General features: G+C 51.7%; 23 protein-coding genes. 13 read left to right on the top strand and 10 right to left on the bottom strand.

Annotated elements, in window-relative coordinates; all coding sequences use genetic code 11:
• Window positions 1-897: TolC family protein (locus OEW58_10985; GenBank protein MDH5301874.1), on the bottom strand; the 897-nt coding region annotated here is incomplete at its 3' end.
• 1,622 nt (window positions 898-2,519) lie between these two features.
• Here OEW58_10985 and OEW58_10980 point away from each other — a divergent pair.
• The gene (locus tag OEW58_10980; protein ID MDH5301873.1) at window positions 2,520-2,873 is read left to right on the top strand and encodes a copper-binding protein; all 354 of its coding nucleotides are present in this window, start codon (window positions 2,520-2,522) and stop codon (window positions 2,871-2,873) included.
• A gap of 125 nt (window positions 2,874-2,998) precedes the next feature.
• On the opposite strand, the gene OEW58_10975 is transcribed toward OEW58_10980, so the two are convergent.
• The 9 genes from OEW58_10975 to OEW58_10935 all read right to left on the bottom strand — a co-directional run bounded on the left by OEW58_10975 (window position 2,999) and on the right by OEW58_10935 (window position 12,601).
• On the bottom strand, window positions 2,999-6,115 hold the full coding sequence (locus tag OEW58_10975) for a CusA/CzcA family heavy metal efflux RND transporter (protein ID MDH5301872.1): 3,117 nt from the start codon (window positions 6,113-6,115) through the stop codon (window positions 2,999-3,001).
• A 20-nt stretch (window positions 6,116-6,135) separates the two neighbouring features.
• Window positions 6,136-7,419 carry an efflux RND transporter periplasmic adaptor subunit gene (locus tag OEW58_10970; protein ID MDH5301871.1) on the bottom strand — a complete coding sequence of 428 codons (1,284 nt, stop codon included), beginning with the start codon at window positions 7,417-7,419 and terminating at the stop codon, window positions 6,136-6,138.
• Between the two features lie 66 nt (window positions 7,420-7,485).
• Entirely contained in the window at window positions 7,486-8,430 is a 945-nt protein-coding gene (locus OEW58_10965; GenBank protein MDH5301870.1) for a multicopper oxidase domain-containing protein, read from the bottom strand.
• Window positions 8,431-8,503: 73 nt separating this feature from the next.
• Window positions 8,504-8,857 carry a cytochrome c gene (locus OEW58_10960; GenBank protein ID MDH5301869.1) on the bottom strand — a complete coding sequence of 118 codons (354 nt, stop codon included), beginning with the start codon at window positions 8,855-8,857 and terminating at the stop codon, window positions 8,504-8,506.
• Window positions 8,847-9,530, bottom strand: coding sequence for a cytochrome c (locus OEW58_10955; protein MDH5301868.1), 684 nt, complete (start codon window positions 9,528-9,530; stop codon window positions 8,847-8,849). Before OEW58_10955 ends, OEW58_10960 begins: the two co-directional genes overlap by 11 nt.
• A 2-nt stretch (window positions 9,531-9,532) precedes the next feature.
• A complete protein-coding gene (locus tag OEW58_10950; protein MDH5301867.1) occupies window positions 9,533-10,594 on the bottom strand; it encodes a multicopper oxidase domain-containing protein in 1,062 nt (353 codons plus the stop codon).
• A 379-nt stretch (window positions 10,595-10,973) separates the two neighbouring features.
• Window positions 10,974-11,333 carry a DUF6488 family protein gene (locus OEW58_10945; GenBank protein ID MDH5301866.1) on the bottom strand — a complete coding sequence of 120 codons (360 nt, stop codon included), beginning with the start codon at window positions 11,331-11,333 and terminating at the stop codon, window positions 10,974-10,976.
• A 14-nt stretch (window positions 11,334-11,347) separates the two neighbouring features.
• The gene (locus tag OEW58_10940; protein MDH5301865.1) at window positions 11,348-12,148 is read right to left on the bottom strand and encodes a HupE/UreJ family protein; all 801 of its coding nucleotides are present in this window, start codon (window positions 12,146-12,148) and stop codon (window positions 11,348-11,350) included.
• Window positions 12,149-12,208: 60 nt separating this feature from the next.
• On the bottom strand, window positions 12,209-12,601 hold the full coding sequence (locus OEW58_10935; protein ID MDH5301864.1) for a hypothetical protein: 393 nt from the start codon (window positions 12,599-12,601) through the stop codon (window positions 12,209-12,211).
• A gap of 168 nt (window positions 12,602-12,769) precedes the next feature.
• Between OEW58_10935 and OEW58_10930 the strand changes: the two genes are divergently transcribed.
• The 12 genes from OEW58_10930 to OEW58_10875 all read left to right on the top strand — a co-directional run.
• Window positions 12,770-13,066 carry a zf-TFIIB domain-containing protein gene (locus OEW58_10930; GenBank protein ID MDH5301863.1) on the top strand — a complete coding sequence of 99 codons (297 nt, stop codon included), beginning with the start codon at window positions 12,770-12,772 and terminating at the stop codon, window positions 13,064-13,066.
• Window positions 13,067-13,199: 133 nt separating this feature from the next.
• Complete coding sequence (gene miaA / locus OEW58_10925; protein ID MDH5301862.1) at window positions 13,200-14,144, top strand: tRNA (adenosine(37)-N6)-dimethylallyltransferase MiaA; 945 nt, start codon at window positions 13,200-13,202, stop codon at window positions 14,142-14,144.
• 205 nt (window positions 14,145-14,349) lie between these two features.
• The gene (gene hfq, locus OEW58_10920; GenBank protein MDH5301861.1) at window positions 14,350-14,598 is read left to right on the top strand and encodes an RNA chaperone Hfq; all 249 of its coding nucleotides are present in this window, start codon (window positions 14,350-14,352) and stop codon (window positions 14,596-14,598) included.
• A 26-nt stretch (window positions 14,599-14,624) separates the two neighbouring features.
• Window positions 14,625-15,938 (top strand): GTPase HflX, encoded by a 1,314-nt coding sequence (hflX, locus tag OEW58_10915; GenBank protein ID MDH5301860.1) that lies wholly within the window; start codon window positions 14,625-14,627, stop codon window positions 15,936-15,938.
• 55 nt (window positions 15,939-15,993) lie between these two features.
• A complete protein-coding gene (gene hflK, locus OEW58_10910) occupies window positions 15,994-17,202 on the top strand; it encodes an FtsH protease activity modulator HflK (protein ID MDH5301859.1) in 1,209 nt (402 codons plus the stop codon).
• A gap of 2 nt (window positions 17,203-17,204) precedes the next feature.
• Complete coding sequence (gene hflC, locus OEW58_10905) at window positions 17,205-18,074, top strand: protease modulator HflC (protein ID MDH5301858.1); 870 nt, start codon at window positions 17,205-17,207, stop codon at window positions 18,072-18,074.
• A 71-nt stretch (window positions 18,075-18,145) separates the two neighbouring features.
• The gene (locus tag OEW58_10900) at window positions 18,146-18,331 is read left to right on the top strand and encodes a DUF2065 domain-containing protein (GenBank protein ID MDH5301857.1); all 186 of its coding nucleotides are present in this window, start codon (window positions 18,146-18,148) and stop codon (window positions 18,329-18,331) included.
• Window positions 18,332-18,349: 18 nt separating this feature from the next.
• Window positions 18,350-19,528: an ATP phosphoribosyltransferase regulatory subunit gene (locus OEW58_10895; GenBank protein MDH5301856.1), complete on the top strand. Its 1,179-nt coding sequence runs from the start codon at window positions 18,350-18,352 to the stop codon at window positions 19,526-19,528.
• A 9-nt stretch (window positions 19,529-19,537) separates the two neighbouring features.
• Entirely contained in the window at window positions 19,538-20,830 is a 1,293-nt protein-coding gene (locus tag OEW58_10890; GenBank protein ID MDH5301855.1) for an adenylosuccinate synthase, read from the top strand.
• 316 nt (window positions 20,831-21,146) lie between these two features.
• Window positions 21,147-23,870, top strand: coding sequence for a PAS domain S-box protein (locus OEW58_10885; GenBank protein MDH5301854.1), 2,724 nt, complete (start codon window positions 21,147-21,149; stop codon window positions 23,868-23,870).
• A complete protein-coding gene (locus OEW58_10880) occupies window positions 23,867-24,565 on the top strand; it encodes a response regulator (GenBank protein ID MDH5301853.1) in 699 nt (232 codons plus the stop codon). The genes OEW58_10885 and OEW58_10880 overlap by 4 nt, the downstream gene beginning before the upstream one ends.
• A 397-nt stretch (window positions 24,566-24,962) precedes the next feature.
• A partial coding sequence (locus OEW58_10875) for a form I ribulose bisphosphate carboxylase large subunit (GenBank protein MDH5301852.1) occupies window positions 24,963-26,066 on the top strand: 1,104 nt, incomplete at its 3' end.

The following is a 26,066-nucleotide window of genomic DNA, read 5'->3' as shown; positions in this document are numbered from 1 at the left end:
GCGAGCACCAAACGGAATGCCTACGGAAAACACTAAAGCGGCATTGTCGCTGCCATTGAAATGGCGGATGCCGCCGGACAATTCGAGGTTAGGTGTACGTTTACTTTGCGCAAGATTTAAACGAGCCTGAGACACGCGTTCTTCTGTAGCAAGTCGAATAAGTTCCGGGTTGTGCGACAGTAGTTCTTTAAGTTGCTCAAAAGGTTTCACTGGAGGCAGTAGGAAAAGCTGTGCTTCCGCACTGCCAAATGTTGGCGAGGTTTCTCCCCAACTCGCTGATAACTTGAGGCGTGATACGGCCAGTTCATGTTCAGCATGTTCCAGTTCAATATCCGCCCTGGCCACTGCAATGGCGGTGCGCCGAGCTTCAGCTGAATGGCTTTTACCTGCATTAACTCTCTCAGTGACAACCGTATGAGTGTGCTTGCTCAATTCCAATTGCTCTTGTGCGATACGCAAACGATGTTGATCAATGACAACATGTATGAACTGTTCAGTTGCAGCAGCCAGAAGATCCAAACGCTTGCTGTCCTGTTCATTGCGTAGCAGCGTAGCCTCTGATGTCGTCAGCTCAGCGCGAGAGGAGAGTGCATTTCCTGGCTCTAGGATTTTTACGAGACTAAATGTGGTCTCCAGTTGATCAACACCGCTGTAGTTACTGGAGCCTGCAATATTCTCAATACTCACTCTTGCTTCATAAGGTGTTTGTTGTTGAGCCTGACGAATGCGTGCTGCCGCTGCGCGAGACTCAAAATCGTGAATGCCAAGCTGCGGATTTTTTTCGAGCACATTAACAATCACCTCTTTAAGGGTGATAGGTGCTGCTACTTCAGTGTCCGCGGCATTGACAAAAGAAGGTGTTAATAACGCCAATAGCAGATAAAACCAATGTCGCATTGCTATTCCTCTGTGTTATTTATCTCTTAAAGTACCCACCAATTTAGGAGGTGCTTGGTAATGAACAAGGCTTGTGCGTGGCACGTTATCCGTCTCGAGTGTCGATGGTGCTTTCATGCCTTTTGCAGCAATGCAAAAGAGCTACGAAAACAGGCTCGGACGTAAGCCGATACAGCACTTGGTTTCAAAGAACCAAGCACCACAAGTCTCGTAAAAGTCGAAACGCTATTTAGAGTGGTGGCGCGCGTAGAGGAGGGCGCAGGGTGCTACGCCAGAGTGTTGATAAAAGATCGTTGTTGCGGCGGTTTGAGAAAATGATAGCTCGCCGATGAATTAGGGGGATAATCGTCCAAATCATTAGCGCTACAGTAAGCGAGCTGAGAGAGTTATTTTTAAGCACTCCCTCGGGTGTGAGGTTTACTTCTGTAGTGGAGTCATGGGCATGACCAGAATCACATGTGCTGGTGCACACGTGAGTTACGCTAGGGTGTTGGTGTTCTAATGTCTCCAGCTCACTTGAGTGATGGTGATGATCATAGATATCAAAATGCAAATTAGCGCTTTGAATGGATATCAATGCAAGTGCCAGATAGCCTATCCACAATAAGCTGAAGCGCTTTGCGGTTTTTTGTAATTGATTTAGCGTAGCCACAATACAACTCCACTGTTGTATTAAATAACAATCTCCTAGCATCTAAAAATGCCGAGGAATAATAAACTAAATTGTGGCTTTAAGAGGCGGTGCTCTTAGTTGGGGGAGAGTGTTGTGACCTCCTTGAACAGGAGGCAGATCATTTCTGTGGCGCCGTATTGGCCGAGCTTGAACAGAAGGTGATAGCAGTAGAATAATCGTAGAAATCAGTGCGATAGCAAGCGGTGTTATCGAAATGTTTTTATAGAGGCCTTCCGGGGATATATCAATAGCCTTGGTATCAATGTCGTTATGATGCTGGTTGGAAGCATGCTCGGCATCATGGGTGTTACCTAGGTGAACATCATGATGGTCAGTTTGAAATGTATGCTGATCGACGTTGCTACTATATAAATGATCGGAATGAACATGGATGTGCAAATTCATACCCAACGCAAAAACAAGCGCAAGAGCTAAAAAACAAGCCCATGCGAAAGAGTAGTTGTGTATGTGGTAGCGTAGTCGTTGCATAGATGCGATCTATATATCTACTTGGCCAAGTCTTGTCAATGTGTTTATATTGAATGAGGATAATCAACAGGGGAGTTGTTCCCCGCTCCCCAGTTAGACGTATAGCGGATATGTAAGTTCCAATTTTTTTGTGGAACTGGGACAGTCTTTGAACTCACCAAACAATCGAATCGTGTCTAAGTAAAAAGGGCGCCATTGGCGCCCTTGAGTTTTATTGGCCGGTGAAGTTGGCCGCAATGTAGTGTCCATCCAGGCTGTAGAAAATGTACAGTGTTTGCCTGTCGGGCCTTGCGGGTCGCGCTGTATGAAAACAGCACTAAATTCTCTTAACGCAATCTGTTTTAAGGTGTGCATGGGATGCATTTTATGGGGTATAGTCTCAATCAGAGTGGCTTGTTTCTGTAGTGTTTGTCACTGGATAACCTTCGATACCTGCATAGCTAAGAGGATAAAAATGATAATGCGTAATCGCTTGCTTGTTGCCCCGTTGATACTTCTATCGTTGACCGTTGCTCCCGTCTATGCGGAAGGGATGAATAGCCACGATCATGCACACATGCACACTGATGGCAGTGCTGCTGTTCAGGCGCATCAGGGTGAGGGGACCGTGAACAAGGTCGACATCAAGGCAGGCAAAATCAATCTTACGCATGGTCCGATTGCCAGTCTCAACTGGCCTGGCATGACCATGGATCTTGATGTGCAGAACAAGGACAGCCTCAACGATTTGAAGCCAGGGCAGAAGATCGTTTTTAAACTGGTTGAAGCGCGCAAGCGCAAATATGTGATCAGCGAGATCAGCATCGTCAAATAGGACGAGCCTGCGCAGGTGGTGCGGGAAAATCACGATCCGCAGATTGCATTATCAGCCCTTCGTCCCGAACTGGACGAAGGAGCTTTCTCGGATTTTTCTTTGTTGACTAGCTCCGCGTGTGCTGATCAGTGTCCGTTTTTTTTCATTCCCCGTTCATGCCACCAGAGATAAATTACCGGTATCACGATCAGCGACAATAACGGCGCAGTCACCATGCCGCCGATGAGCGGTGCGGCGATGCGTTTCATGACATCTGTGCCGATCTCGTCGCCAAACATCACCGGTAGCAAGCCGGCAATGATGACGGCAACGGTCATGAGTTTGGGGCGCAGACGCATGACGGCGCCCTGGATAATCGCCTCTTTCAGCATCGCTGTATTCGTCAGCTTGCCGCTGTCGCGGTATGTTTCAATCATTCGATCGAGATAGAGCAGCATCACCACGCCAAACTCGGTGGCGACGCCTGCGAGGGCGATGAAGCCGACGGCGACGGCGACGGAAATCAGATAGCCGAGCAGGTAAATGAGCCAGATGCCGCCGCTGAGTGAGAAGGGGAGGCAGAGCAACACCAGTGCGACTTTGCCCATGTGGCGGAAGTGGAGAAACAGTAGTGCGACCACCAGCAACAGGGTGATGGGAATGATCCACGTCAGCCGCTCTCGGGCGTGTTGCATGTTTTGATATTGTCCGGCCCAGGTGATCGCGTAGCCTGGTTCCGGTTTGATTTCGGCGGCGATTTTTTTCTTCGCCTCGGCGACGTAACTACCGAGATCGCGCCCTTCGATGTTGATGTAGACGTAGCCAACCAGTCTGCCATTTTCACTCTTGATCTCGGTCGGTCCATCGTGGAGCGAGAAGTTGGCGAGATTGCCCAGTGGAATTGATTCGCCATTGGGTAACGTAATGCGGCTTTGCGACAGCGCACTGACGGAATCGCGATAGGAGCGCATGTAGCGCAGGACGATGGGGTAGCGTTCGCGCCCGGCGACCATTGTTGAAACGACCTTGCCGCCGCTGGCGGTTTCGATCAGTCGTTCGATATCGGCGATGCTGATGCCATAACGTGCAGCGGCCCGTCTGTTGATTTCGATATCGAGATAGTGACCACCTTCGAGACGCTCGGCGAAGATGCTGCGTGTTCCCGCCAGATCTTTCAGTACGCTCTCGGTCTGCTGTGCCAGCATGGCGATACCCTTGGTATCGGGGCCGCTGATTTTGAGCCCGAGCGGAGTGCGGATGCCGGTGGAGAGCATGTCGATGCGGGTGCGGATCGGATAGCCCCAAGAGTTGGTAAGGCCGGGCAGCTTTACTTCGCGGTCGAGTTTTTTGATGAAATCTTCAATGGTTTCGCCTTCGGGCCATTCACTGCGGGGTTTAAGTTTGATGACGGTTTCGATCATCGATAGCGGTGCAGGATCGAGTGCAGTTTCGGCGCGGCCCGCTTTGCCGTAGACGCGTTCGACCTCCGGCATCTGGCGGATGAGACGATCGGTGATTTGCAGAATGTTGGCTGCTTCGTCGATGGAGATTCCGGGTAAGGTGGTGGGCATGTAGAGCAGATCGCCCTCGTAGAGTGGCGGCATGAATTCGCTGCCAAGTTTGCTGGCGGGCCAGAGTGTGGCAAGCAGCAATAGCGCCGTGATAAGAATGACGCGGCCCTTGAATCTGAAACCGAGGTTGAGCACGGGTTGATAGAGCGCCTGCAACAGGCGATTGAGCGGATTGCTGTTTTCCGTTTTGATTTTGCCTCGTACCAGATACCCCATCAGCACCGGTGTCAGGGTGATGGCCAGCAGCGCGGCGGCGGCCATAGCGTAGGTTTTGGTGAAGGCGAGCGGTGAAAAAAGTTTGCCCTCCTGTCCGGTGAGCGTGAAGACCGGAAGGAATGAAAGAGTGATGACCATCAGGGAGAAAAACAGGGCCGGTCCAACTTCGCGCGCGCTGTCGCGGGCGGCTAGCCAGGGGTTGGCATTGCTGCCTTGGCGTTCGAGATGTTTGTGCATGTTTTCGATCATGACGATGGCAGCGTCAACCATGGCACCGATGGCGATGGCGATGCCGCCCAGGGACATGATGTTGGCCGTTACTCCCTGCTGCTTCATGATGACGAAGGCGGTGAGGATGCCGGCAGCGAGGGAGATGATGACCACCAGTGATGAGCGCAGATGAAGGAGAAAGACGAGGCAGACCAGTGCTACCGCGATCGACTCTTCGATGAGTTTGCGCTGTAGTGTGTTGACAGCTTCGTTGATGAGGCCGGAGCGGTCGTAGGTGACGACCAATTCGACCCCTTGCGGCAGTCCGCTCTTGAGGTCGGCGAGCCGTTGTTTGACGCCGTCGATGGTGTCCAGAGCATTGGCACCATAGCGCATGACGACGATGCCGCCGGGAGCGTCGCCCTCGCCATCGAGATCGGAAACGCCGCGGCGCGCTTCGGGCCCCGTGCTGACACGGGCGACATCACGTAGCAACAGCGGTACGCCATTCTTGTCGCTGGCCACAGGGATATTCTCGATGTCGGCGATCGATTTCAGATAGTTTTTACTGCGCACCATGAATTCGGCGCGTCCCATCTCGATCAAGGCACCGCCGCTGGCGGAGTTGTTGTCGCGCACGGCCTGCGCAATCTGTTCTGTTGTTATGCCATAGGCGGCGAGGCGGTTGGGGTCGACCTCGATCTGGAATTGCCGTGCCATGCCGCCAATGGTGGCTACTTCTGCGACGCCGGGCAGGCTCTGCAGCTCATACTTGAGGTAGTAGTCTTGCACCGTGCGCAGTTGATCCTGATCGTAAAGGTTTTCACGATCGACCAGCGCGTACTGGAAGATCCAGCCAACACCGGAGGCATCGGGACCGAGTTGCGGTGTTACGCCCGATGGCAGGCGCGACAGACTCTGGTTGAGATACTCCTGTACCCGTGAGCGCGCCCAATAGGGATCCGTGCCATCGTTGAAGATGATGTAGAGATAGGATTCACCATACATTGAAAAGCCGCGCACGGCGGTGGAGTTGGGAATGGAAAGCAGTGCGGTGGTGAGCGGATAGGTGACCTGATCCTCGACGATGTCAGGCGATTGCCCGGGATACATGCTCTTGACGATCACCTGGGTGTCGGAGAGATCGGGGATGGCATCAATGGTGATGGTGGAGGCAGAGCGCCAGCCCCAAACCATTAGCAATGCGGCTAGCAGCAGCACCAGCAGGCGATTGCGCAGCGACCAGTCGATAATTCGGTTTATCAGAGGCTGATTATTTTCCATTATCAGTGCTTGTCATGCGAACCAGCGGTCATGCGCTCTGCCGCCGCGCTGATGGAGGCGGCAGCATCGAGCAGGAACTGGCCGTTGACCGCGACCTTGGCCCCTTCGAGCACACCATCGGTGATTTCAATGATTTCGCTGGTCTCAATGCCGGTGTCGACATAGACAGGAACGAAATGGCCTTTACCCAGGGTGAGCATGACGCGATCACCATCACCGCCGCGCAGCACGGCGGAGCGAGGCAGTATCAGCGCCTCGTGCGGTTCGGCATGGATGTCGACATCGACAAAACTGCCGGGGCGTAGTTTGCTGTTGTCGAGCGAGGCTCTGGCAATCACCTTATTGTCGCTGGCGATGGGGTTGATGAAACTGATTTTCGTCTTGGTACGATGGCCATGGCTGTCAGTGATGGTGACGGCGTCGCCCTGTTTGATGCGTGCGGCCTGATCGGGATAGAGGGTGATATCGACCCACACCTTGCGGGTGCTGGCCAGTGAAAAAAGTGTGTCGGAGGGCATGATAAAACTGCCATCGCGAGCGTTGATCTGGGTGATGGTGCCGGACTGATCCGCGACGATCTTGACGATCTCGATAGGCATTTGACTGCTCTCGATCAGCTTGACGGTTTCGATATCGATTCCCTCATAGAGGAAGCGACTCCGTTCTCGCGACAGTTCTATCAACAGTGCCATCACATATTCGTTTTCTTTCAATCGCACATCGCCAACGGTTTGCAGAATCTGGTTGCGTCGTTCGAGGAAACGTAGAAACTCTTTCTGGCGCATGATCAGATCAGGGGAATATATTTCGTAGAGTACTTGCCCCTGTTTGACTTCTTCACCCACCGAGTGGATGTGGAGCTTCTTGATCGTTCCTTCGTATTTGGTGTGGACATTGTGAATTGTCCCTTCATCGACAGTGACATTGCCGAAACTTCGGATATTGTCGCTGATGATTGATTTTTGCACGGCGGTGAGGCGTACACCGAGCTTCTGTAGCGAAGCGCTGTCGACATGGATGCCGTAGTCGTGATCGTGAGAAGTATGCTGGTCAGATTCCACCAGATCCATTCCGCAGATCGGACAGGTACCCGGGTGGTCCTGCATGATCTCGGGATGCATCGGGCAGATGAAAATTTTTTCTGCTTTGCTGGTGTTGTTGGCAGGCAGCGTTGTTGCTGCAGTATTGCCGCTGTATCCCGTCCCGGTGATGTAGGGCAGGAGCAGATAGGTTGCAAGGGTGATGCTCGATAGCAGCACAACGGCTGTTACTCCGCGCTTTGTCATTGTGACGCCTGCAAAGATGGTGGAAAAAAGAGGGGAGGCATGGTTCCTCCCCTCGGTGCTTCAATGTTACTGGATCAGGATCAGATCACCGCGGCCTTTTTTCGGATCGGCATCTGGCTTGTTCATCAGAACAGTGATTGCACCACGCAGAGCTGCGCCCATGGCATGGTCGACGATAGCGACGTTGGTGGCGCGGTCAGCTGGTGAAACGATATCGAAGGTGCTGCTCTCGGCGACAGCTACGCTGTAAGTCTGGATGCCGTAGAGAGTGTTCTTCGGATTGCCGTTGATGTAGACGCGATCCCAAATACCGGCGATCGGGTGCAGTGCAACGGGGTTGTTGATGTTGGCGTTACCGAAGAAAATACGGACGCGCTCGCCTGGCTTGGCTTCCAGCACCTGGGTGGCGTTGGGCTCATGCACAGGGTCGTAGTGGAACATCTTGCCGTTGATGAGCGAACCGGTCCAGCCCACGTTTTCCAGCAGTGGTTCGATCTTTTCGGTGTTGGGGAAGTATTGCTGCTGAATCAGCACGTATTCACGGTCGGCCTTGGGATAGTTGGTCTTGTCCTTGGGCTCGACGATGATCATGCCGTACATACCCTTGGCGATGTGCTGCACCATCGGGCCTGCGCCGCAGTGGTACATGAATACGCCGGGAACCTTGGCTTCGAACTTAAAGGACTTGCTCTGGCCAGGTTTAACTTCAGCGAATTCGGTCAGTACGTCGACCTGGGCCGCGTGAAAATCCATGGCGTGGGAGTTTTTATTCTCGGCTGGATTGATCAGCGTGAAGTCAACGATGTCGCCTTCCTCAACGCGCACAGGCTTTCCAGGGATGGATCCATCGAAAGTCCAAGCGGCCATGGTGACATCGCCCTTGTTGTTGACGGCCAGTTCAACTTCCTTGGCAATCATGGTGATTTTGACAGTCTTGGCGGATGCCAGCCCTGCGGAAAAGAGCGCGGCAACGGTCATGGCAGCAACGGCTGCCTTCTTGAATGTATGCATGTGGTTTCCCTCTCTTTGGTTAGTACAAACAGCTTTTGTCAATCAATGGTGTAGTTTTTTACTGCTGTTGCTATCAGGATCCGAATTTGCACTTGCACAGGGTGCGCAGGTACTGAACCAGATCCGTGATTTCTTCGTCGCTCAAGGTGTCGCCCCAGGGCGGCATCAGGACCGATTTTTCAATGGCGCCGCCTCCTTCCTTGATGACTTTGAACAGGGTTTCGTCGGAACGGGCCGACATCGATTTGGCATCGGTGTGATCGCGGGGTATGACTGACATGTCGCGGGCATTCACACCGTTACCGTTGCCTTGCGAACCATGACACTGGACGCAGTAGGCTTTGTAATTATCTTCTGCGCTCTCTTTGGCCTGGGCTTGAAGTGGGAGCGTTGCCAGTAGAACGAGCAACCAGTACTTAGTTGGCATTGGCGAACTCCTCACTCAACAATTCCATGTAGCGCACCATCTTGTTGATGTTGGCATCGGTCAGCTGCTTGTTGGGCATCCATGACTTTGGCTCCCATGCCTGCGGATTTCTAATGTAACTGGCGATGAACTCTGGCTGCAGTCGCGTCGAGGCGGTGTAAACCTCTGGCCCGGAAACGCCGCCGTATTCCGGTTCGATCTGATGACAGGCCATGCAACCTAGGGCTTTGTCGAAGGCGATCTCCCCCATTTTTTTGGCGACGCTGACCGGTTCGATCTTCTCTTTGGCGATCAGATCATTGTGGGATTTGAGCTTCATCAGCTCGGAAGCCACGTCGGTGGCATCGTCCTTGGAGAGGGCGGTATGATTGACCAGTGTTGCAGTGTCGATCTCGTCTCCCTTGGCGCCGGGCTTGATGTGGTTGCCGAAGTAGACCCCCGCTGGACGAATCCTTGCGGGTTTCTGCAGCCAGGAAACAAGCCACTCCTGGCGGTACTTGTTGCCAGCGTAGAAAAGGTCAGGCCCTTTTTTGGCGAACGCCTCTTTCAATGTCTGCGCCGCTGGGCCAGTGAGATTGTGACAGTTGCTGCATTCTTTCTGCAGCATATCTGCTCCACCGGCAAAGACGCTGCCTGAAAAGGCGAGCAGGGTAGTCATGAAGATGCGTTTCATTGTTATTCTTTCCTCCTTCTTTTTTCCTGCGCAACCGGCTTGCCCATGAAGGGAGGGCTGTTGAAGAGACCATAACCTTTGGTCAGAGAATCACTGTAGAAATAGTTAGGATCGTAGTTGATGCCCTTCCAGACGTACCAGTCATCCATTGTCGCTTCCGCATACTCGAAAATGGTGACAGGTCCGCCGAGGGATGCACCGTTGTTGCTCATGTGCCGGTCGACGTGGTCATGCATGATGAAGTAGCCAGGATTTTTCATCTCGACGATAACGTCATAGCGTTCGCCAGGACCAACCGGAACGGTATCGACGTAGTAGGGGGCTGGTAGTGCATAGCCATCCTTGTGCGTCACAAGCATGTCGTGACCATGCATGTGCATCTGGTGGGTTTCGTCGCCCGCGCCGTAGAGGCGCATTCTCAATACATCACCTTTTTTGACGCGAATCGGTTGAGAATAGGGGAAGGATTTGCCGTTGACCGAGAAGTAGTCAGATACATCCTGTGGCAGGCCGCCCTTGCCGAAGCTTGCGGCATAGGTTGATTGCCAAGTGCTCATCATCAGAATGGCATCTTTGGTGACTTTCTTCTCGAGATCGCTAGGCTCCTTGGGATCGACCACGATTGGCCCCCACATGCCGCGTATAGCCACGTGCTCCCAGACGTTGACATGGCAGTGATACCAGAGGCTGCCGGGACGGTCTGCATTGAACTTGTAGGTGAAGGATTCGCCGGGCCGAATGGCATCTTTCTGGTTGATGGCAGCCACGCCATCCATGTGCCAACTGTTGATCTGGTTGATGCCGTGCCAATGGATGGTATGAGGCAGGCCGGTGTTGTTGGTGACATGGACGGTGACGTCATCACCTTCTTTGACTCGGATCAGTGGACCTGGCACCTGGCCGTTGAAGGCAAATACTTTGTTGGTGAAGCCAGGTGCTACATCAATGGTGACCTCATCAATGGACATTTCGAACTCATGTTGCGCCGCCCATCCCAGCACAGGAACAAGCGAGAGCAGTAGCGAGGTAGTGACATTTCGAAGTGTTGCTGTGCCATAAAGCATGGTGAATTCTCCCCCTTTAGATGAAAAGGATTTGTCTGAATCGCCTCCCTGCAGAACAGGGCAACCTGCCATCATCCCCCGACGTGGCATTTTGTTGTATTGAGAATATATCTTTTACGGCTGGATTTGCAACGGAAAGTTGTAAATTAAATACAACATTAGTTGGTGACTTCAATCTTTGGATGTGGGAGCAATATACTTGCCAGATCAGGAAGGTTTGAATTCGATTTTTGCGACTGGTGGGGAGGCGGGCGAACGACGCGTTCCATGGCCTGATTTCAGTTCGACGCAGAAGGCTAAAATGATAGGTGTTGGGCTAGTGGTTGAACTATTCAAGTTTTATGGGAAGAAAAAAGGGCGCCATTGGCGCCCTTGAGTTTTATTGGCCGGTGAAGTTGGCCGCAATGTAGTGTCCATCCAGGCTGTAGAAAATGTACAGCGTTTGTTTGTCGGCTTCGGTGGCGCGTGGATTCACAAAACTCACTACCCACTCCGGTCCCTTGGTGAATGTTTTTTGTTCTACCTTGCTGGCTTTGATGTCGCGCCATGAGGCATCGATTTTGTTCTTTTCTATCAGATTGAGTAATTTCTTTTCGGCTTTTGCAATTGCTTTATCACCATCGATGGGGCCATGTGCATGATCATGGCTGTGACCGCCATCGTGTGAATGATTGCCGCCCGCGATGGCTGTGCCGCTGGCGATGAACAGTGAAAGTAATGCTGCGAATAGATATTTCATAAAGTTTCCTCCGGTTAGTCGATGCTGTCGTGGGTGGTTTCGCGTTGCAATGTGGTTGCACGTTCTTGTTCCATGCGCGCATGGTCGTGGTAGTGGTTGTCGCTGCTAAAGCCAAATTCATCCGGGTTGGTCTGATGTGAATAGCCGTGCATTTGTCCAAGGAACAGGTAGAGGCCGGCAAAAATCAGGGTGATGTTGGCGATCTTGCTGAACTTGATAAAGCCCCGGGTTTTTCGCCAGCCAGCGAGCAACAGCAACATCACGGTCAGTGCAATGATCTGGCCAAGCTCAATACCGACGTTGAAAGAAATAATGTTCATCAACAACTGATCTTCGCTCAAAGGCAATTGCTGCAGGCGGGTAGATAACCCCAGGCCGTGGATCAATCCCAACAGAAATATCGTCGCCAATAAATTGGGTGGCTGGATATCCAGGTGTTTTTTAAATCCATCCAGGTTAGCAAAGGCGATGTAGCAGACGCTTAACGCGATAATCGCGTCAATCAGGAAATAATTGATCTGTACACCATTAAAAGTTGCGAATATCAGGGTGATGCTGTGTCCCACGGTAAACGCAGTGATGTACTTAACGATTTCGCTAAAACGGGTCAAAAAGAAAATAATGCCAAACACAAATAACAGGTGGTCATAGCCAGAAAGCATATGAGTAGCGCCTATCCACAGATAACGCCAATTACCACCGTCCACGATGGACTGCTTTTCTGCTTCTGACATGCCGTGGCCAAATAATTGGCTGGAGATGAGCAGCAACAGCACAGCCAGCACCCAACGCGACTGCTGAGAAATACGTGTCATAAAAAAACCTCGGTTTTGTTTAACGTAAAAAGCGACTGACCTGATGCCAGTCTGGGTCGGTTAAACGATGGAGGGAGGGGCGCGACTTTGTTGGGGAGGATGTTTAAGTTGATTGTACGAAACGGTTGGCGACGGGAGGTCAATGCGCTGTTTCAGGTTGTGCAGCGCAAGTGTCAGTGTGCCGGGGAGGTAAGCTGCTAAGTTTTGTTCAGCGTGTTTTTTCCCTTTAGGCAGGAACGCATCTTTTTCCAGATCGACCACGCTATGGTCGTGCGCGGGCTGTGCGCTATCAATGGCATCCGCGTGGTGGCCAAGCGAAAAGTGAGTGTGGGCGCTTAATTGATGGTCATTGTCGTGATGATTGGCGTGCGCGTGCAGGTTTCCCCATTGCATGGCAAGAAAGGCCAGCAGGGCGAAGCTCAGCAAATAGTTGCGCAGTTTTGATCGTGTCATGGGCATATGCATCGGCAGTATATCGGAACCATTATGGTGAAACTAGAGCCTGTGGGAGGGATCATTGGAAGGAAATGTCAGGGTGTTATATAGGTCTAAATGAACTGTCTGCAAACAAAGATGTCACAGGGATTAGGGTTATAGCATTGGCTCCGTGGAGGAAAATACATGCAATGTCCTGTGTGCAAAAATGTAAGTCTGGTTATCTCTGAGAGGCAAAGTATAGAAATTGACTATTGTCCTCAGTGCCGGGGCGTTTGGCTTGATCGTGGCGAGCTGGACAAGATTATTGAGCGCGCGTCTTCAGTGGCGGAAGTGGCAGAGAGTCGGGCAGTGCCGCACGCCAAGTCACACGAAAAGCAGCATCAAGAGCATAGGGATTATGATGATGACAGGCACTCTGGTCATGGCTACAGGAAAAAGAAAAGGAGTGGCTTTCTAGGTGAGTTGTTTGACTTTGATTGAGGAATACAAGGTTTTTCCGTGAGTCATTTTGCTGGTGAGCCTGGCTCACCAGCTTCATCAGGTCAGATGTTTAGGAATGTATCGGTTGCGGCAGATTTGCTAGAATTTACCTCTTTTGCTTATCGTGCCCATCATGTCTGACCGTCCCCGCATTGTTTTTCTCAAAGGCCCTACCGCTTCGGGCAAAACCGCTGCGGCTGTTGAGCTGGTTCAGCGCCTGCCCATGGAAATCATCAGTGTTGATTCTGCGCTGGTCTATCGGGGGATGGATGTGGGCACGTCCAAACCGGACGCTGGCTTGCTGGCCAAGGCGCCGCACCGCTTGATTAATATGGTAGAGCCCACCGAGGCGTATTCTGCCGCGCAGTTTCGCGCCGATGCGCTGCGTGAGATTGAAGATATTTTGGCGCAAGGCAAAACGCCGTTGTTGGTGGGTGGGACCATGTTGTACTTCAAGGCGCTGGCTGAAGGCTTGTCGCCATTGCCTACCGCAGACGAGGCGGTGCGCGCCCGGCTGGAGGCCGTGTTGGCCGAGCAGGGCTTGGCGGTGCTGCATCAGCGTCTGTGCCAGGTTGATCCCGAATCGGGGCAGCGCATTCATCCCAATGACCCGCAGCGGATTGTGCGTGCGCTGGAGGTGTTTGAGCTGACCGGTCGGCCAATGAGTGAGCTGTGGCGTGAGCAGCAGGAGCAGAGCCTGCCATATGAAGTGATCAATCTGGCGCTGGTGCCGGAAGATCGCGCAATTTTGCATGAGCGAATTGGTATTCGATTTGATCAAATGTTGGCCGATGGGCTGGTGGATGAAGTTCGGCGCTTGCGTGAGTTGCCGGGAATGTCGCCGGACTTGCCGTCGATGCGCAGCGTGGGTTATCGCCAGGCGTGGCAGTATCTGGATGGCGAGCTGGAATACGAACAAATGCGCATGGATGGCATTGTCGCCACGCGGCGTCTGGCCAAGCGGCAGTTGACCTGGTTGCGGGGCGAAAAGGACCTGGAATGTCTGGATATGATGGCGGCAAATCTGCTGGATCAGTTGTTGTTGAAGGTTAGTCCAGCCTGTAATCAGTCGCGCTAATGGGGCTTCGGAATTTGCTTTCGCCGGATATTGAATGTTGCTAAGATGACGTCGAGAGCATGGTGCTCGTTTTGGCCAGGATGGCAAATTGGGGCTTCGGTGTTTTTTGGGGGGAGTGCCCCCAGCCAACCGGAGTTTCCAGCGGTATTCTACGTTTGGGAAGGCGCATGTCGCCTTTGAATACACAAAAATAAGGAGAACGTGAATGTCAAAAGGGCAGAGTTTGCAAGACCCTTTTCTGAATATGCTTAGAAAAGAGAAGATTCCTGTTTCCATCTATCTGGTGAACGGAATCAAGCTCCAGGGCCAGGTCGATTCATTCGATCAGTTTGTGGTGCTGCTGAAAAACACGGTCAGCCAGATGGTGTACAAACACGCCATTTCCACCGTCGTTCCTGCGCGTAATATTCGCCTGACCGGTACCGAGGATTCTTCATCTGATTCTGCCGATTAACGGGCTTGTCTGGTCGGGGGTGGCTCTTGTTTGAGCGCCCCCAGGCCGGTGAAAAGGCCATTCTAGTTCATCTCACGATTACCTCATTTGACGAAGAAGGCGACGTTTCGGAATTCGAACAGCTCGCCATCTCTGCGGGCGCGCAGCCGTTGCAAGTGGTGACTGGCACGCGTGCTGGTCCAGACCCCAAGTTTTTTATTGGCAAAGGCAAGGCTGAAGAAATTGCCGAGCTGGTGAAAACACTGGCGGCGGAAGTGGTGATTTTTGACCACTCACTGTCTCCGGCGCAGGAACGAAATTTGGAGCGTTTGTTTCAGTGTCGGGTGTTGGATCGCACCGGCTTGATTCTGGATATTTTTGCCCAGCGAGCACGCTCGTTTGAGGGTAAATTGCAGGTTGAGCTGGCTCAGTTGCAGCATTTGTCGACGCGACTGGTGCGTGGCTGGACGCATCTTGAGCGACAAAAAGGTGGTATCGGTCTGCGTGGTCCGGGTGAAACTCAGCTGGAAACGGATCGTCGTTTGTTGGGCGCGCGCATTAAGCAGATCAACAAGCGCCTGGAAAAAGTGCAGCGACAGCGGGATCAGGGTAGGCGAGCACGTACTCGCGCCGAGATGCCCACCGTTTCACTGGTGGGCTACACCAATGCGGGCAAATCTACCCTGTTCAACGCGGTGACGGGTTCGCAGGTGTACGCGGCAGACCAGCTGTTTGCCACGCTGGACCCGACCTTGCGCCGGCTGGATCTGGCTGATGCAGGGCCGGCGGTGTTGGCGGACACGGTGGGGTTCGTGCGCAAGTTGCCACACGATCTGGTGGCGGCGTTTCGTTCTACCCTGGAGGAAACCCGCGAAGCTGATTTGTTGCTGCATGTTATCGATGCGGCTGATCCGGAGCACCTGGAGAGGATCAAGCAGGTCAACGAAGTATTGCGGGACATAGGCGCTGACGAGGTTCCGCAGATACAGGTTTATAACAAAATCGATTTGATTGAAAACGCCAAACCGCATATTGATTACAACGAGGATGGTAAGCCTAGTCGGGTGTGGTTGTCGGCGGCCAAGGCGCAGGGGCTGGATGTATTGGTCGATGCGCTCAAGGAATATTTTGCTCCGGGCATTCGTCATTGTTGGGTGACGTTGCCGCATCAAGCAGGTAAGGTACGTGCTGCACTTTACGAACAAAACCTGGTCATATCTGAACAGCTAGATGAACAAGGGCGCTGCGTGCTGGAGGTCAAAGCTCAGCCGCAAACGCTTGAAAGAATTCTTCCCGCCGATGCGCAAGTGAATGAAAAATATCCGCCTAATGCGGGTACGGCGCTTGCGGGTGAGGGGTAACCCCCCTACAATTCGGCATTAGTTCCTTAAGAAAACTCAAAGAAACGGAGTTGCTATGGCCTGGAATGAACCTGGCGGATCGGGTAAGAAGGACCCCTGGGGTGGTGGCGGTGGTCCTGGTAAGGATCAAGGTCCCCCGGATCTGGATGCCGTGATAAAAAATTTCCAAGACAAACTGTCTGGCATGTTTGGTGGTAAAAAAGGTGGCGGCTCTTCGGGTGGTTCCAATTCATCCGGTGGTGGCATGTCCAGCCTGTTTACGCTGATCATTGGCGTGGTACTGGTGGTCTGGGCGCTGTCCGGCGTGTACATCGTGGATTCTGCGGAGCGTGGTGTTGTGACGCGTTTCGGTGCGTATTCGGATACCACGATGCCTGGACCACACTGGCATTTGCCGTTCCCGTTTGAACGCGTTGAAGTGGTCGACGTTGAGCAAAACCGCACGGTTGAAATCGGTTTCCGTGAAAATAGCGGCTCACATCGTCTGGTGACTATTCCTCAGGAAGCTTTGATGCTGACTCAGGATGAAAACATCGTCGACATCAAGTTTGCGGTTCAGTACCAAGTTGGGGATGCCAAGAATTACCTGTTCAATGTACGTGATGCAGACGAAACATTGCGTCATGCAACCGAGAGCGCGGTTCGCGAAGTGATTGGTAAAGCCAAAATGGATTTCGTATTGACCGAAGGTCAAAGCGATATCGCTGATCGCGTCGAAACGGGTTTGCAGCAAATTCTGGATCGCTATCAGACAGGTTTGCTGGTAACCAGCGTGAACTTGCAAAGTGCCCAGCCGCCTGAAGAGGTGCGTGATGCATTTGAAGATGCCATCAAGGCGCGCGAGGATCAACAACGCTTGATCAACGAAGCAAAAGCGTACTCCAGCGATATCATTCCAAAAGCGCGCGGTAACGCTGCTCGCCAATTGGAAGAAGCCAATGCATACAAAGAACGTATTGTGGCTCAGGCTGAAGGTGAGGCGTCCCGCTTCGATCAGTTGGTGGCAGAGTACAAGCGCGCACCGCAGGTGACTCGTCAGCGTCTGTATATCGATACAATGCAGTCAGTGATGCAGTCCACCAGCAAGGTCATGGTGGATGTTAAAGGTGGCAACAGCATGTTGTACCTGCCGTTGGACAAAATCATGTCTGCGTCAGGCCAACCGATTCAGGTGATGCCATCACCGCCGGTCAGTGCCAACCCACCAGCACCGCAGCCTGAACAGGGTGCTCGCGATAATTTACGTAGCAGAACAGGACGCTAATCATGGGAGCAAGTATTCGTATACTCGGTACTATACTGGTCGTGGTTGGTGTAATCGCCTCGTTTTCCATGTTTACTGTGGACGAGCGTGAAAAGGCCATCATGTTCCGTTTGGGTGAAATCGTGCAGACAGAATTTGAACCCGGTCTGCACTTCAAGCTGCCCATTGTCAACAACGTGCGCAAGTTTGACTCGCGTATTTTGACGCTGGATTCTGCCCCGGAAGAATATCTGACCAGCGAGAAGAAAAACGTCAACGTCGATTCGTTTGTGAAATGGCGAATTGTGAATGCGTCGGCTTTCTACAAAACCATGGGTGGTGACGAGCGCCGTGCGGGTACCCGTATCGAGCAGATCATCAAGGACGGTTTGCGTAACGAAGTCGGTAAGCGCACCATTCAGGAAGCGGTTTCCGGTGAGCGTGGCCAGATCATGAATAACATTCAGATCAACGGCAATCGTCAGGTGAAAGATTTCGGTATCGAAATCGTCGACGTGCGCATCAAGCGTATTGACCTGCCCAAGGGCGTGAGTGAATCGGTTTACCGTCGGATGGAAGCAGAGCGTGCCCAGGTAGCCAAGGACTTCCGCTCACGCGGTGCCGAGGAATCTGAGCGTATTCGTGCGGATTCTGACAGGCAGCGTGAGATCATCGTGGCTGAAGCCTATCGTGATGCGGAACAGATTCGCGGTCAGGGTGATGCCAAAGCGACCAAGATCTTTGCCATGGCGCACAACAAGGATCCAGAGTTTTACGCGTTTTACCGCAGCCTGGACGCCTACCGTGCGTCGTTTAGTCAGAAAACCGACGTGATGGTGGTTCAGCCGGACGCGGAATTCTTTAAGTACTTTAACAAGGCCAGCGGCAGATAAACCGGCGGGATTGTGGTTGATAGACGGACGGCACTTCTTCAAGTGCCGTCCGCTTTTGTGTGGGTGCGAAAATGTGGGATGAGTTGCTGATTGCAACAGCCCTAATTTTAGTAATTGAGGGTATAATGCCGTTCCTGAGTCCAGCTGCGACCCGGGAGGCGTTGGCGCGAATGGCGCAGGCGGATGACCGCAGTTTACGCACCATCGGTTTTGTGTGCATGCTCGCAGGTGCGGGAATGCTTTATTTTTTGAAATGAAACAAAGAGTTATCTCTGATGTCCGTAAGTGATCGCTGGCTGTTGCCAGAGGGAATTGAAGAGTTGTTGCCGGATGAGGCACACCGGGTCGAGGAAATACGCAGTGCCCTGTTTGGCCTGTACCGTGGCTGGGGCTACGAGTTGGTGGTTACGCCACTGATCGAACATTTGGAATCGCTGACCGTCGGCATAGGCGGTGATTTGGAAAGCCACACATTCCGTTTGGTGGACCAGGTGAGCGGCCGCATGCTGGGCGTGCGCTCCGACATCACTCCGCAGGTGGCGCGCATTGATGCGCACCGGCTGAATCGCAAGGGCCCTGCACGGTTGTGCTATTGGGGGCCGGTATTGCTGACCCGGGCGCGCGAATTGGGTGGCAACCGCAGCCCGATCCAGGTGGGTGCGGAACTGTATGGCCACCGTGGTTACGAAAGTGACCTGGAAATTTTGCGTTTGATGATTGAGTCGCTGCGTATTGCCGGACAGCGTCAGCCTTATCTGGATTTGGGCCATGTTGGCGTGTTCAAAGCCTTGACCAAACAGGCAGAATTGACTGCCAGACAGGAAGAATTGCTGTTTGATGCGCTGCAGCGCAAGGCCAAGCCGGAAATGAAAGAGCTGCTTGCTGAGGTTAAAGATGCCAAGGTGGCGGCGATGCTGGCCAGTTTGGTGGACCTCAATGGCAGCGACGAAGTACTGGCGCAAGCGCGTCAGGCACTGGCGGGTGCGGTGCCTGCGGTGCAAGAGGCACTGAGCGATTTGGAACAAATCGTAAAGGCGCTACGTCACCGTTACAGCGAGATGAATATTCATATCGATCTGGCGGAGTTGCGTGGTTACAGTTACCACACCGGTGTGGTGTTTGCCGCCTACGCCAAGGGATATGGTCAGTCGGTGGCACAGGGTGGTCGTTATGATGCGGTGGGTGCTGTGTTTGGTCGCGCCCGTCCTGCAACCGGATTTAGTTTGGATTTACGTGGTCTGTTGGCGTTAAACGGCGGACAGACCAAGCCAGCGGGGGGGATTTTTGCCCCGGTGGCGGAAGATGCCCAGCTGCGCAAGATGATTCATGATCTGCGCGCCCAAGGCGAACGGGTAATTTGTGAATTGCCAGGTCAGGAAGGAGGTCCAGCCGATTGCGGTTGTGATCGCGTTCTGGTGAACACTGGCGGTGCGTGGACAGTTCAAGGCGTTTAGAGATTTTTCATGAAAAAAAATATTGTGGTAATAGGCTCCCAATGGGGCGACGAAGGTAAAGGCAAAATTGTCGACCTGCTGACCGAAAGCGTTAGCGCTGTGGCGCGCTTCCAAGGGGGGCATAACGCCGGGCATACGCTGGTGGTGGGCAACAAGAAAACCGTGTTGCACCTGATCCCGTCCGGAATTTTGCGCGAAAACGTACAGTGCATCATCGGCAACGGTGTGGTGTTGTCGCCAGAGGCGCTGCTAAAAGAAATTCGCATGCTGGAAGCCAACGGTGTACCTGCTCGCGAAAGACTGAAAATCAGCGCCGCCTGTCCGTTGATTTTGCCATGCCACGTGCGCTTGGATTTGGCGCGTGAACGTGCCCGTGGCAGCAATGCCATCGGTACCACCGGTCGTGGTATCGGTCCAGCGTATGAAGATAAAGTGGCACGCCGTGCAGTACGGGTTGCCGACCTGTTCCACCGCGAACGTTTTGCCGCGAAACTGGGCGAAATTCTGGACTATCACAACTTCGTGTTGCAGCATTATTTCAAGGAAGATCCCGTCGACTTCCAGGAAACATTGGAACAGGCGTTGGCATTGGGCGAAGAAATTGCGCCAATGGTTGCCGACATTCCAGAGCTGCTGGACCAGTACAAGCGCAACGGCGAAGTCGTGTTGTTTGAAGGCGCGCAGGGCGCGTTGCTGGACGTGGACCACGGTACCTATCCGTTCGTGACTTCCTCCAACACCACCGCAGGTGGCGCGGCGGTGGGCAGTGGCGTGGGTCCGTTGTACTTTGATTACGTGCTGGGCATCACCAAGGCCTACACAACCCGCGTGGGCGCCGGTCCCTTCCCCACTGAATTGGAAGATGACGTGGGCGCGCATCTGGCGAAAAAAGGCCATGAGTTTGGTTCGACCACCGGTCGTCCACGTCGCTGTGGCTGGTTTGATGCGGTATCACTGCGTCGCTCCATCCAGGTGAACAGCATCAGCGGTCTGTGTATCACCAAGCTCGACGTACTGGACGGTTTGGACAGCATTAACATCTGTGTGGGTTACAAGCACGATGGCGCTTCCACTCTGACCCCACCGGTGGGTGCGGATGCGTACACCCTGTGCGAGCCAATCTATGAAACCATGCCGGGCTGGACAGACACTACCTTCGGCGTGAAACGTTTTGAGGATCTGCCGCTAAATGCACGCAATTACCTCAAGCGCATCGAAGAATTGATGGCAACACCAATCGCCATTGTGTCCACAGGCCCAGAGCGGACTGAGACCATTATTCTCGACGACACCTTCAGATAACAATCTCGACGCAGATTGCTTTATCCCTGTAAAACATGTGGCTGACGATGACCTCGTCGGCCACATGTTTTTCTACGCTCTAACATCATTTGTGTTGATTCTAAAAATAGCAGCATTTACTGCAAAACATCCCAAAACTGTCGAGGGAGCTCAATTGACGCGTCTCTATGGCGGTAACTCTGTAAATTTTATGTAAAAGCCCAGTAATGATTCCCAAAAATTGGATTTCATTGTTCGCTAACGTACTTGCCGAATTTAGTAAAAGTCTGCGTCAGCATTTAGGCAAGGCAGGCTATTTTAGCAGGTGAAAGAATAAATGGATTTTTTGGGCGACAAACGTATCGCATGGTCTGTCCCGGTGTTTTTTGCGGCTGTTGGGTTGAGTACGCATACATCTGATTGGCAAAGTGATTCGCAGCCGCATGTTGTTTTGGAATCCATGGCTATGGTGGTGGCCATGGTGGTTGGTGGTGTGTCTTTGATGTTGTACCACACAAGACATCAGGCATTTTTTCTGTTGGTGGGCTGCGGCTTTTTTGCGGCAGGCTTGCTTGATGGATACCATGCGGTGGTGGCGTCAAGCTGGGCAATGGACATGACGCCATCCCGGGTGGAAGCTATTGTTACCTGGAGTTGGCTGGCTTCCCGAACGATGTTGGCTGCGTTGTTTGTCTATGCAGCCTATTGGCTGATTAACGAGAAAAAAACCGAAAAATATCAAAGCAATAAGGTGTATGTGTCAGTGGTTGTCCTGACGCTTGCCTGTATTGTGTTGTTCGGCATCGTGCCGTTGAATGATGCGAGCATTAATCACGACTATTTTTCGCGGCCACTGGAGTTAATCCCGGGGGTTCTGTTTGTGGTTGCCGCCGTGATGATGTTTATCAGTGGTAAATGGCGGATGTCATCGCTGCATCACTGGATACTGGTGGCCGTAGTGCTCAATGTTATTGCGCAAATTGAATACATGAGCCTGTCCAGAAACCTGTATGACATGTCATTTGATCTGGCGCACTTGATCAAATTTATCAGCTATGTCTTCGTGCTTGTTGGATTATCTTTGGATATGTATCGGACCTATTCACAGGTTGCAGATGAGTCGGAAAAAAAAGCAAGGCTTAGTGAATCTGAAAAATGGAATGATACAGTGCGTCGGCAAGAGGCTGCCCACAAGGCGATTGTTGATGGATTGCCACAGAAAATTTATGTGAAAGATCTGCATGGAAAATATTGTTTTTGTAATCAGAATTTCGCGAATCTCATGGGAAAAACGCGAGATCAGATTATTCATCAATTAGCGGAAAATATTGATCCAGGAAGCGTGGTTGAAACATATGTCGCAGAGGAAAAGCGCGCGCTTGAGTCTGCTGGGGTGGTTCGCAGCGAACGCATGGTTGAGGTTGGAGGGGGGAAGGTGTGGTATGAAAGCCAACACTACCCTTATTTCAACCAGTCAGGTGAGATGGCAGGTGTGATCGGCGTATTTCTCGATATCGAATTGCGAAAATACAAAGATACCCAGATCATGGTTCGTGAAGCCGCAATATCGGAGTCAAGCAATGCGATTGCCATTTGTGATTTGTCGGGCAGCATCACCTATGCAAATCATGCAATGGTGGCCATGTTTGGTGAACTGGATGAGATGTTAGGGCTAAGTGTTGGTGAATTTCTGTTCCAGAACCAGAAGGAATTTAATGCTGTATTGGCGCGGATTAACGACAATCAACGCTGGCGTCAGGAGTTAAAGCTAACAAAAGAGCAAGGGAAATCCATTTATGTGTTGGCGTCGGCGGTGTTGCTTCATGATGTATCTGCAGTGTCGCACGGTATTCTGATTTCAATGACAGATATTAGTGAGCAGAAGCGGGCGATGGAAGCCCTGCAGCGCAGTGAACAAACCTTTAGTAAGGCTCAGGAAATTGCTCATATCGGAAGTTGGGATTGGGATATGGAAACGAACGATCTATCCTGGTCGGATGAAATCTACCGGATATTCGGTTTACAGCCCAAGGAATTTGCCGCGACCTACGAAGCGTTTCTTGCGTGTGTGCATCCCGATGATAGAAATTTGGTAATTGACTCCGTGAATGCGTCGATAAAAGATCGTGATGTGGAGTATAGCATTGAGCATCGTGTTGTCAGACGGGACGGGTCAGAGCGAATAGTGCATGAACAGGGTAAAGTGTACTGGGATACTGATGGTGTCCCGGTGCGGATGATTGGTACGGTATTGGATATTACGGAGCGCAAAAAGGTTGAGCAAGAACTCGAGCGTCACCGAAAAGATCTGGAGGGCTTGGTTGAAGAGCGAACCAAGGAACTGGAGCAGGCGTATTTGGCTTTGATCGACCACGAGCGACTGGCAACCCTGGGTAAATTGACGGCGATGGTCAGTCATGAATTGCGCAATCCACTGGCAGCGATGCGACCCGCCCTGCATGTGTTGGAAAAGCGGGAAGTTTCTGATGAGAAAATAGCTATGGCTATTGAGCGGCTGGACAGAAACATCTCACGATGTGATTATATCATTGATGAGTTATTGGAATTTATAGCATCTGACGAGTTGAATTGTCAGGAAGTGGATTTAGATCATTGGCTTGCCTCAATATTGGCGAGCCAAACGTTTCCGGTCAATATTCGCATCGTCACAGAGTATGGCTTGTCTGGAAAGACTGCGAATATCGATAGTCAGCGATTACAGCGGGCGGTGATTCATTTGCTGGAAAATGCAATTCAGGCGATGCAGGACAAGGATTCGGGCGATCACTGTCTTGAGGTGCAAACCCGTAGAGATGGTCATGGATTTGAGATCAGTGTCTCCGATACTGGCGTTGGTATTGATGAAGTTGCGGTCGCTAAAATATTTGAACCATTGTTCAGTACCAAAAATTTTGGTGTCGGACTGGGTATGCCGACAGTGAAACGGATTATGGATCAGCATGGTGGCGACGTGAGAATAAGAACAGAAAAAAATGTAGGGGTCACAGTCGCCCTTTGGATTCCAGAAAAGAAAATGACAGTCGCAGGAGAGGCAGCATGAACAAAAGCATTTTGATCGTGGATGACAATGTTGATCTGGCCGATGGCTTAATGTTGGTGCTGGAAGATTCTTACAGTGCGGATGTGGCATACAATGCCGAAGAAGCATTGGAAAAAATGAAATTAAAGCATTATGACTGGGTGTTGAGTGATGTGAAGATGCCAGGCATGAATGGCGTCGAACTGAAAAAAAATATTACTGAAAATACGACGTCCAGTGTGATGTTGATGTCAGGCTATAGGGTTGAACAATTGGCCGAGGAAGTAACCGGCATGGGCCCGGCGATGATCAAGCGAGGTAAGCCGAGTACGGTTGAATTAAGGCAATTGTTGCAAACGACACTTGCACACGGTGTCTTGCTGGTTGAAAAGGAAAAATTCTCAGAGATAGATCAGCTCAAGCGTGAAATGATTGACTCCGGCTGGTGCGTGCAGTTGTTTACCGCGCATGGCAATGAAATGTTTGGGCACGCAGAGAATAAAAAAATCAGATTCATCGATCAAGGCGGAACGGTAGTCGATTCGCTCGTTCGTTGTCTGCAGGAAAATATTTGTGATCAATCCCCAATCGTTATCTTTGTCGATACCTCAAAGTATCAGGTGAACGATGACGATCCATTTAAGGCCCACGATGTGTCAGGTTGTCTATTCAAACCCTTTTACTTTGACAAGGTTTTTGAAGTACTCGCCAATTAGTTGGTGTGGTCAAGTTAATGTTTGCCTGACTTTTAAGCAATACCCTCACAAATTTAATGCCCACTGTCTGGTTGATGGCAGGGTATGTCATTGTTTTTAGGTTTCTTCTCTCGGTTAGCAAGCTGAAAACTGGATAATCAGATCAGTGAATTAATATCGATTGTTTCTATGATGTGTATAGATAAGCGCTAACTGGCTTGGTGATGCGGTTGTGATTTGACCGTTATTGGTGATGAGTCCATATATATAGTAATAAAAATAGGGGAGGTATTTGTTTTATAGCGAATAGTCTATGTGTTACATATTTTCTATCGATTAGTCGCAAGCGTCATGTCAGCTTAATCTTCGCTCCAGAGATGTTAGCAATAACTTTGATTAACACATTTAGGAGATGAAAATGGCCAAATATGATGCTGGCGTAAAAGAGTACCGCGACCTGTACTGGGCTCCGGATTACGTTCCTCTGGATACTGACCTGTTGGCGTGCTTTAAAGTTGTAGGTCAGCCCGGCGTGCCTAAAGAGGAAGTTGCTGCTGCGGTAGCTGCTGAGTCTTCAACAGGTACCTGGTCTACTGTATGGTCCGAGCTGTTGACTGACTTGGAATTCTACAAAGGCCGCGCATATCGTATCGAAGATGTTCCTGGTGATAAAGATGCTTTCTACACTTTCATCGCTTATCCTCTGGATTTGTTCGAAGAAGGTTCTATCGTAAACGTACTGACCTCTCTGGTTGGTAACGTGTTCGGCTTTAAAGCCCTGCGTTCTTTGCGTCTGGAAGATATTCGCTTCCCAATCGCGTTCATCAAGACCTGTGGTGGTCCTCCTGCCGGTATCCAGTTGGAGCGTGACCGTCTGAACAAGTACGGCCGTCCAATGTTGGGTTGTACCATCAAGCCAAAACTGGGTCTGTCTGCCAAGAACTACGGTCGTGCAGTATACGAATGTTTGCGCGGCGGTCTGGACTTGACCAAAGATGACGAAAACATCAACTCTCAGCCTTTCATGCGCTGGCGTGACCGTTGGGACTTCGTAGCAGAAGCTATCGATAAAGCCCAACGTGAAACTGGTGAGACCAAAGGTCACTACCTGAACGTAACTGCTGCTACTCCAGAAGAAATGTACGAGCGCGCAGAATACGCGAAAGAGCTCGGCATGCCGATCATCATGCACGACTTCTTGACTGGTGGTTTTACTGCCAACACAGGTCTGGCTAACTGGTGCCGTAAGAACGGCATGTTGTTGCACATTCACCGTGCAATGCACGCGGTAATCGACCGTAACCCGCATCACGGTATTCACTTCCGCGTACTGGCCAAGTGTCTGCGTCTGTCCGGTGGCGACCAGCTGCACACTGGTACGGTTGTAGGGAAGTTGGAAGGCGATCGCGCCTCTACTCTGGGCTTCGTAGATTTGTTGCGTGAGTCTTTCATTCCTGAAGATCGTCGCCGCGGTATTTTCTTTGATCAGGACTGGGGTTCATTGCCAGGCGTATTCGCAGTT

This window comes from Gammaproteobacteria bacterium (assembly GCA_029884425.1).
In the GTDB taxonomy this organism is placed as follows: Bacteria; Pseudomonadota; Gammaproteobacteria; order S012-40; family S012-40; genus JAOUHV01.
Note: the sequence above shows the minus strand (reverse complement) of the source record. Positions and strands in the feature narration are given on the sequence as shown.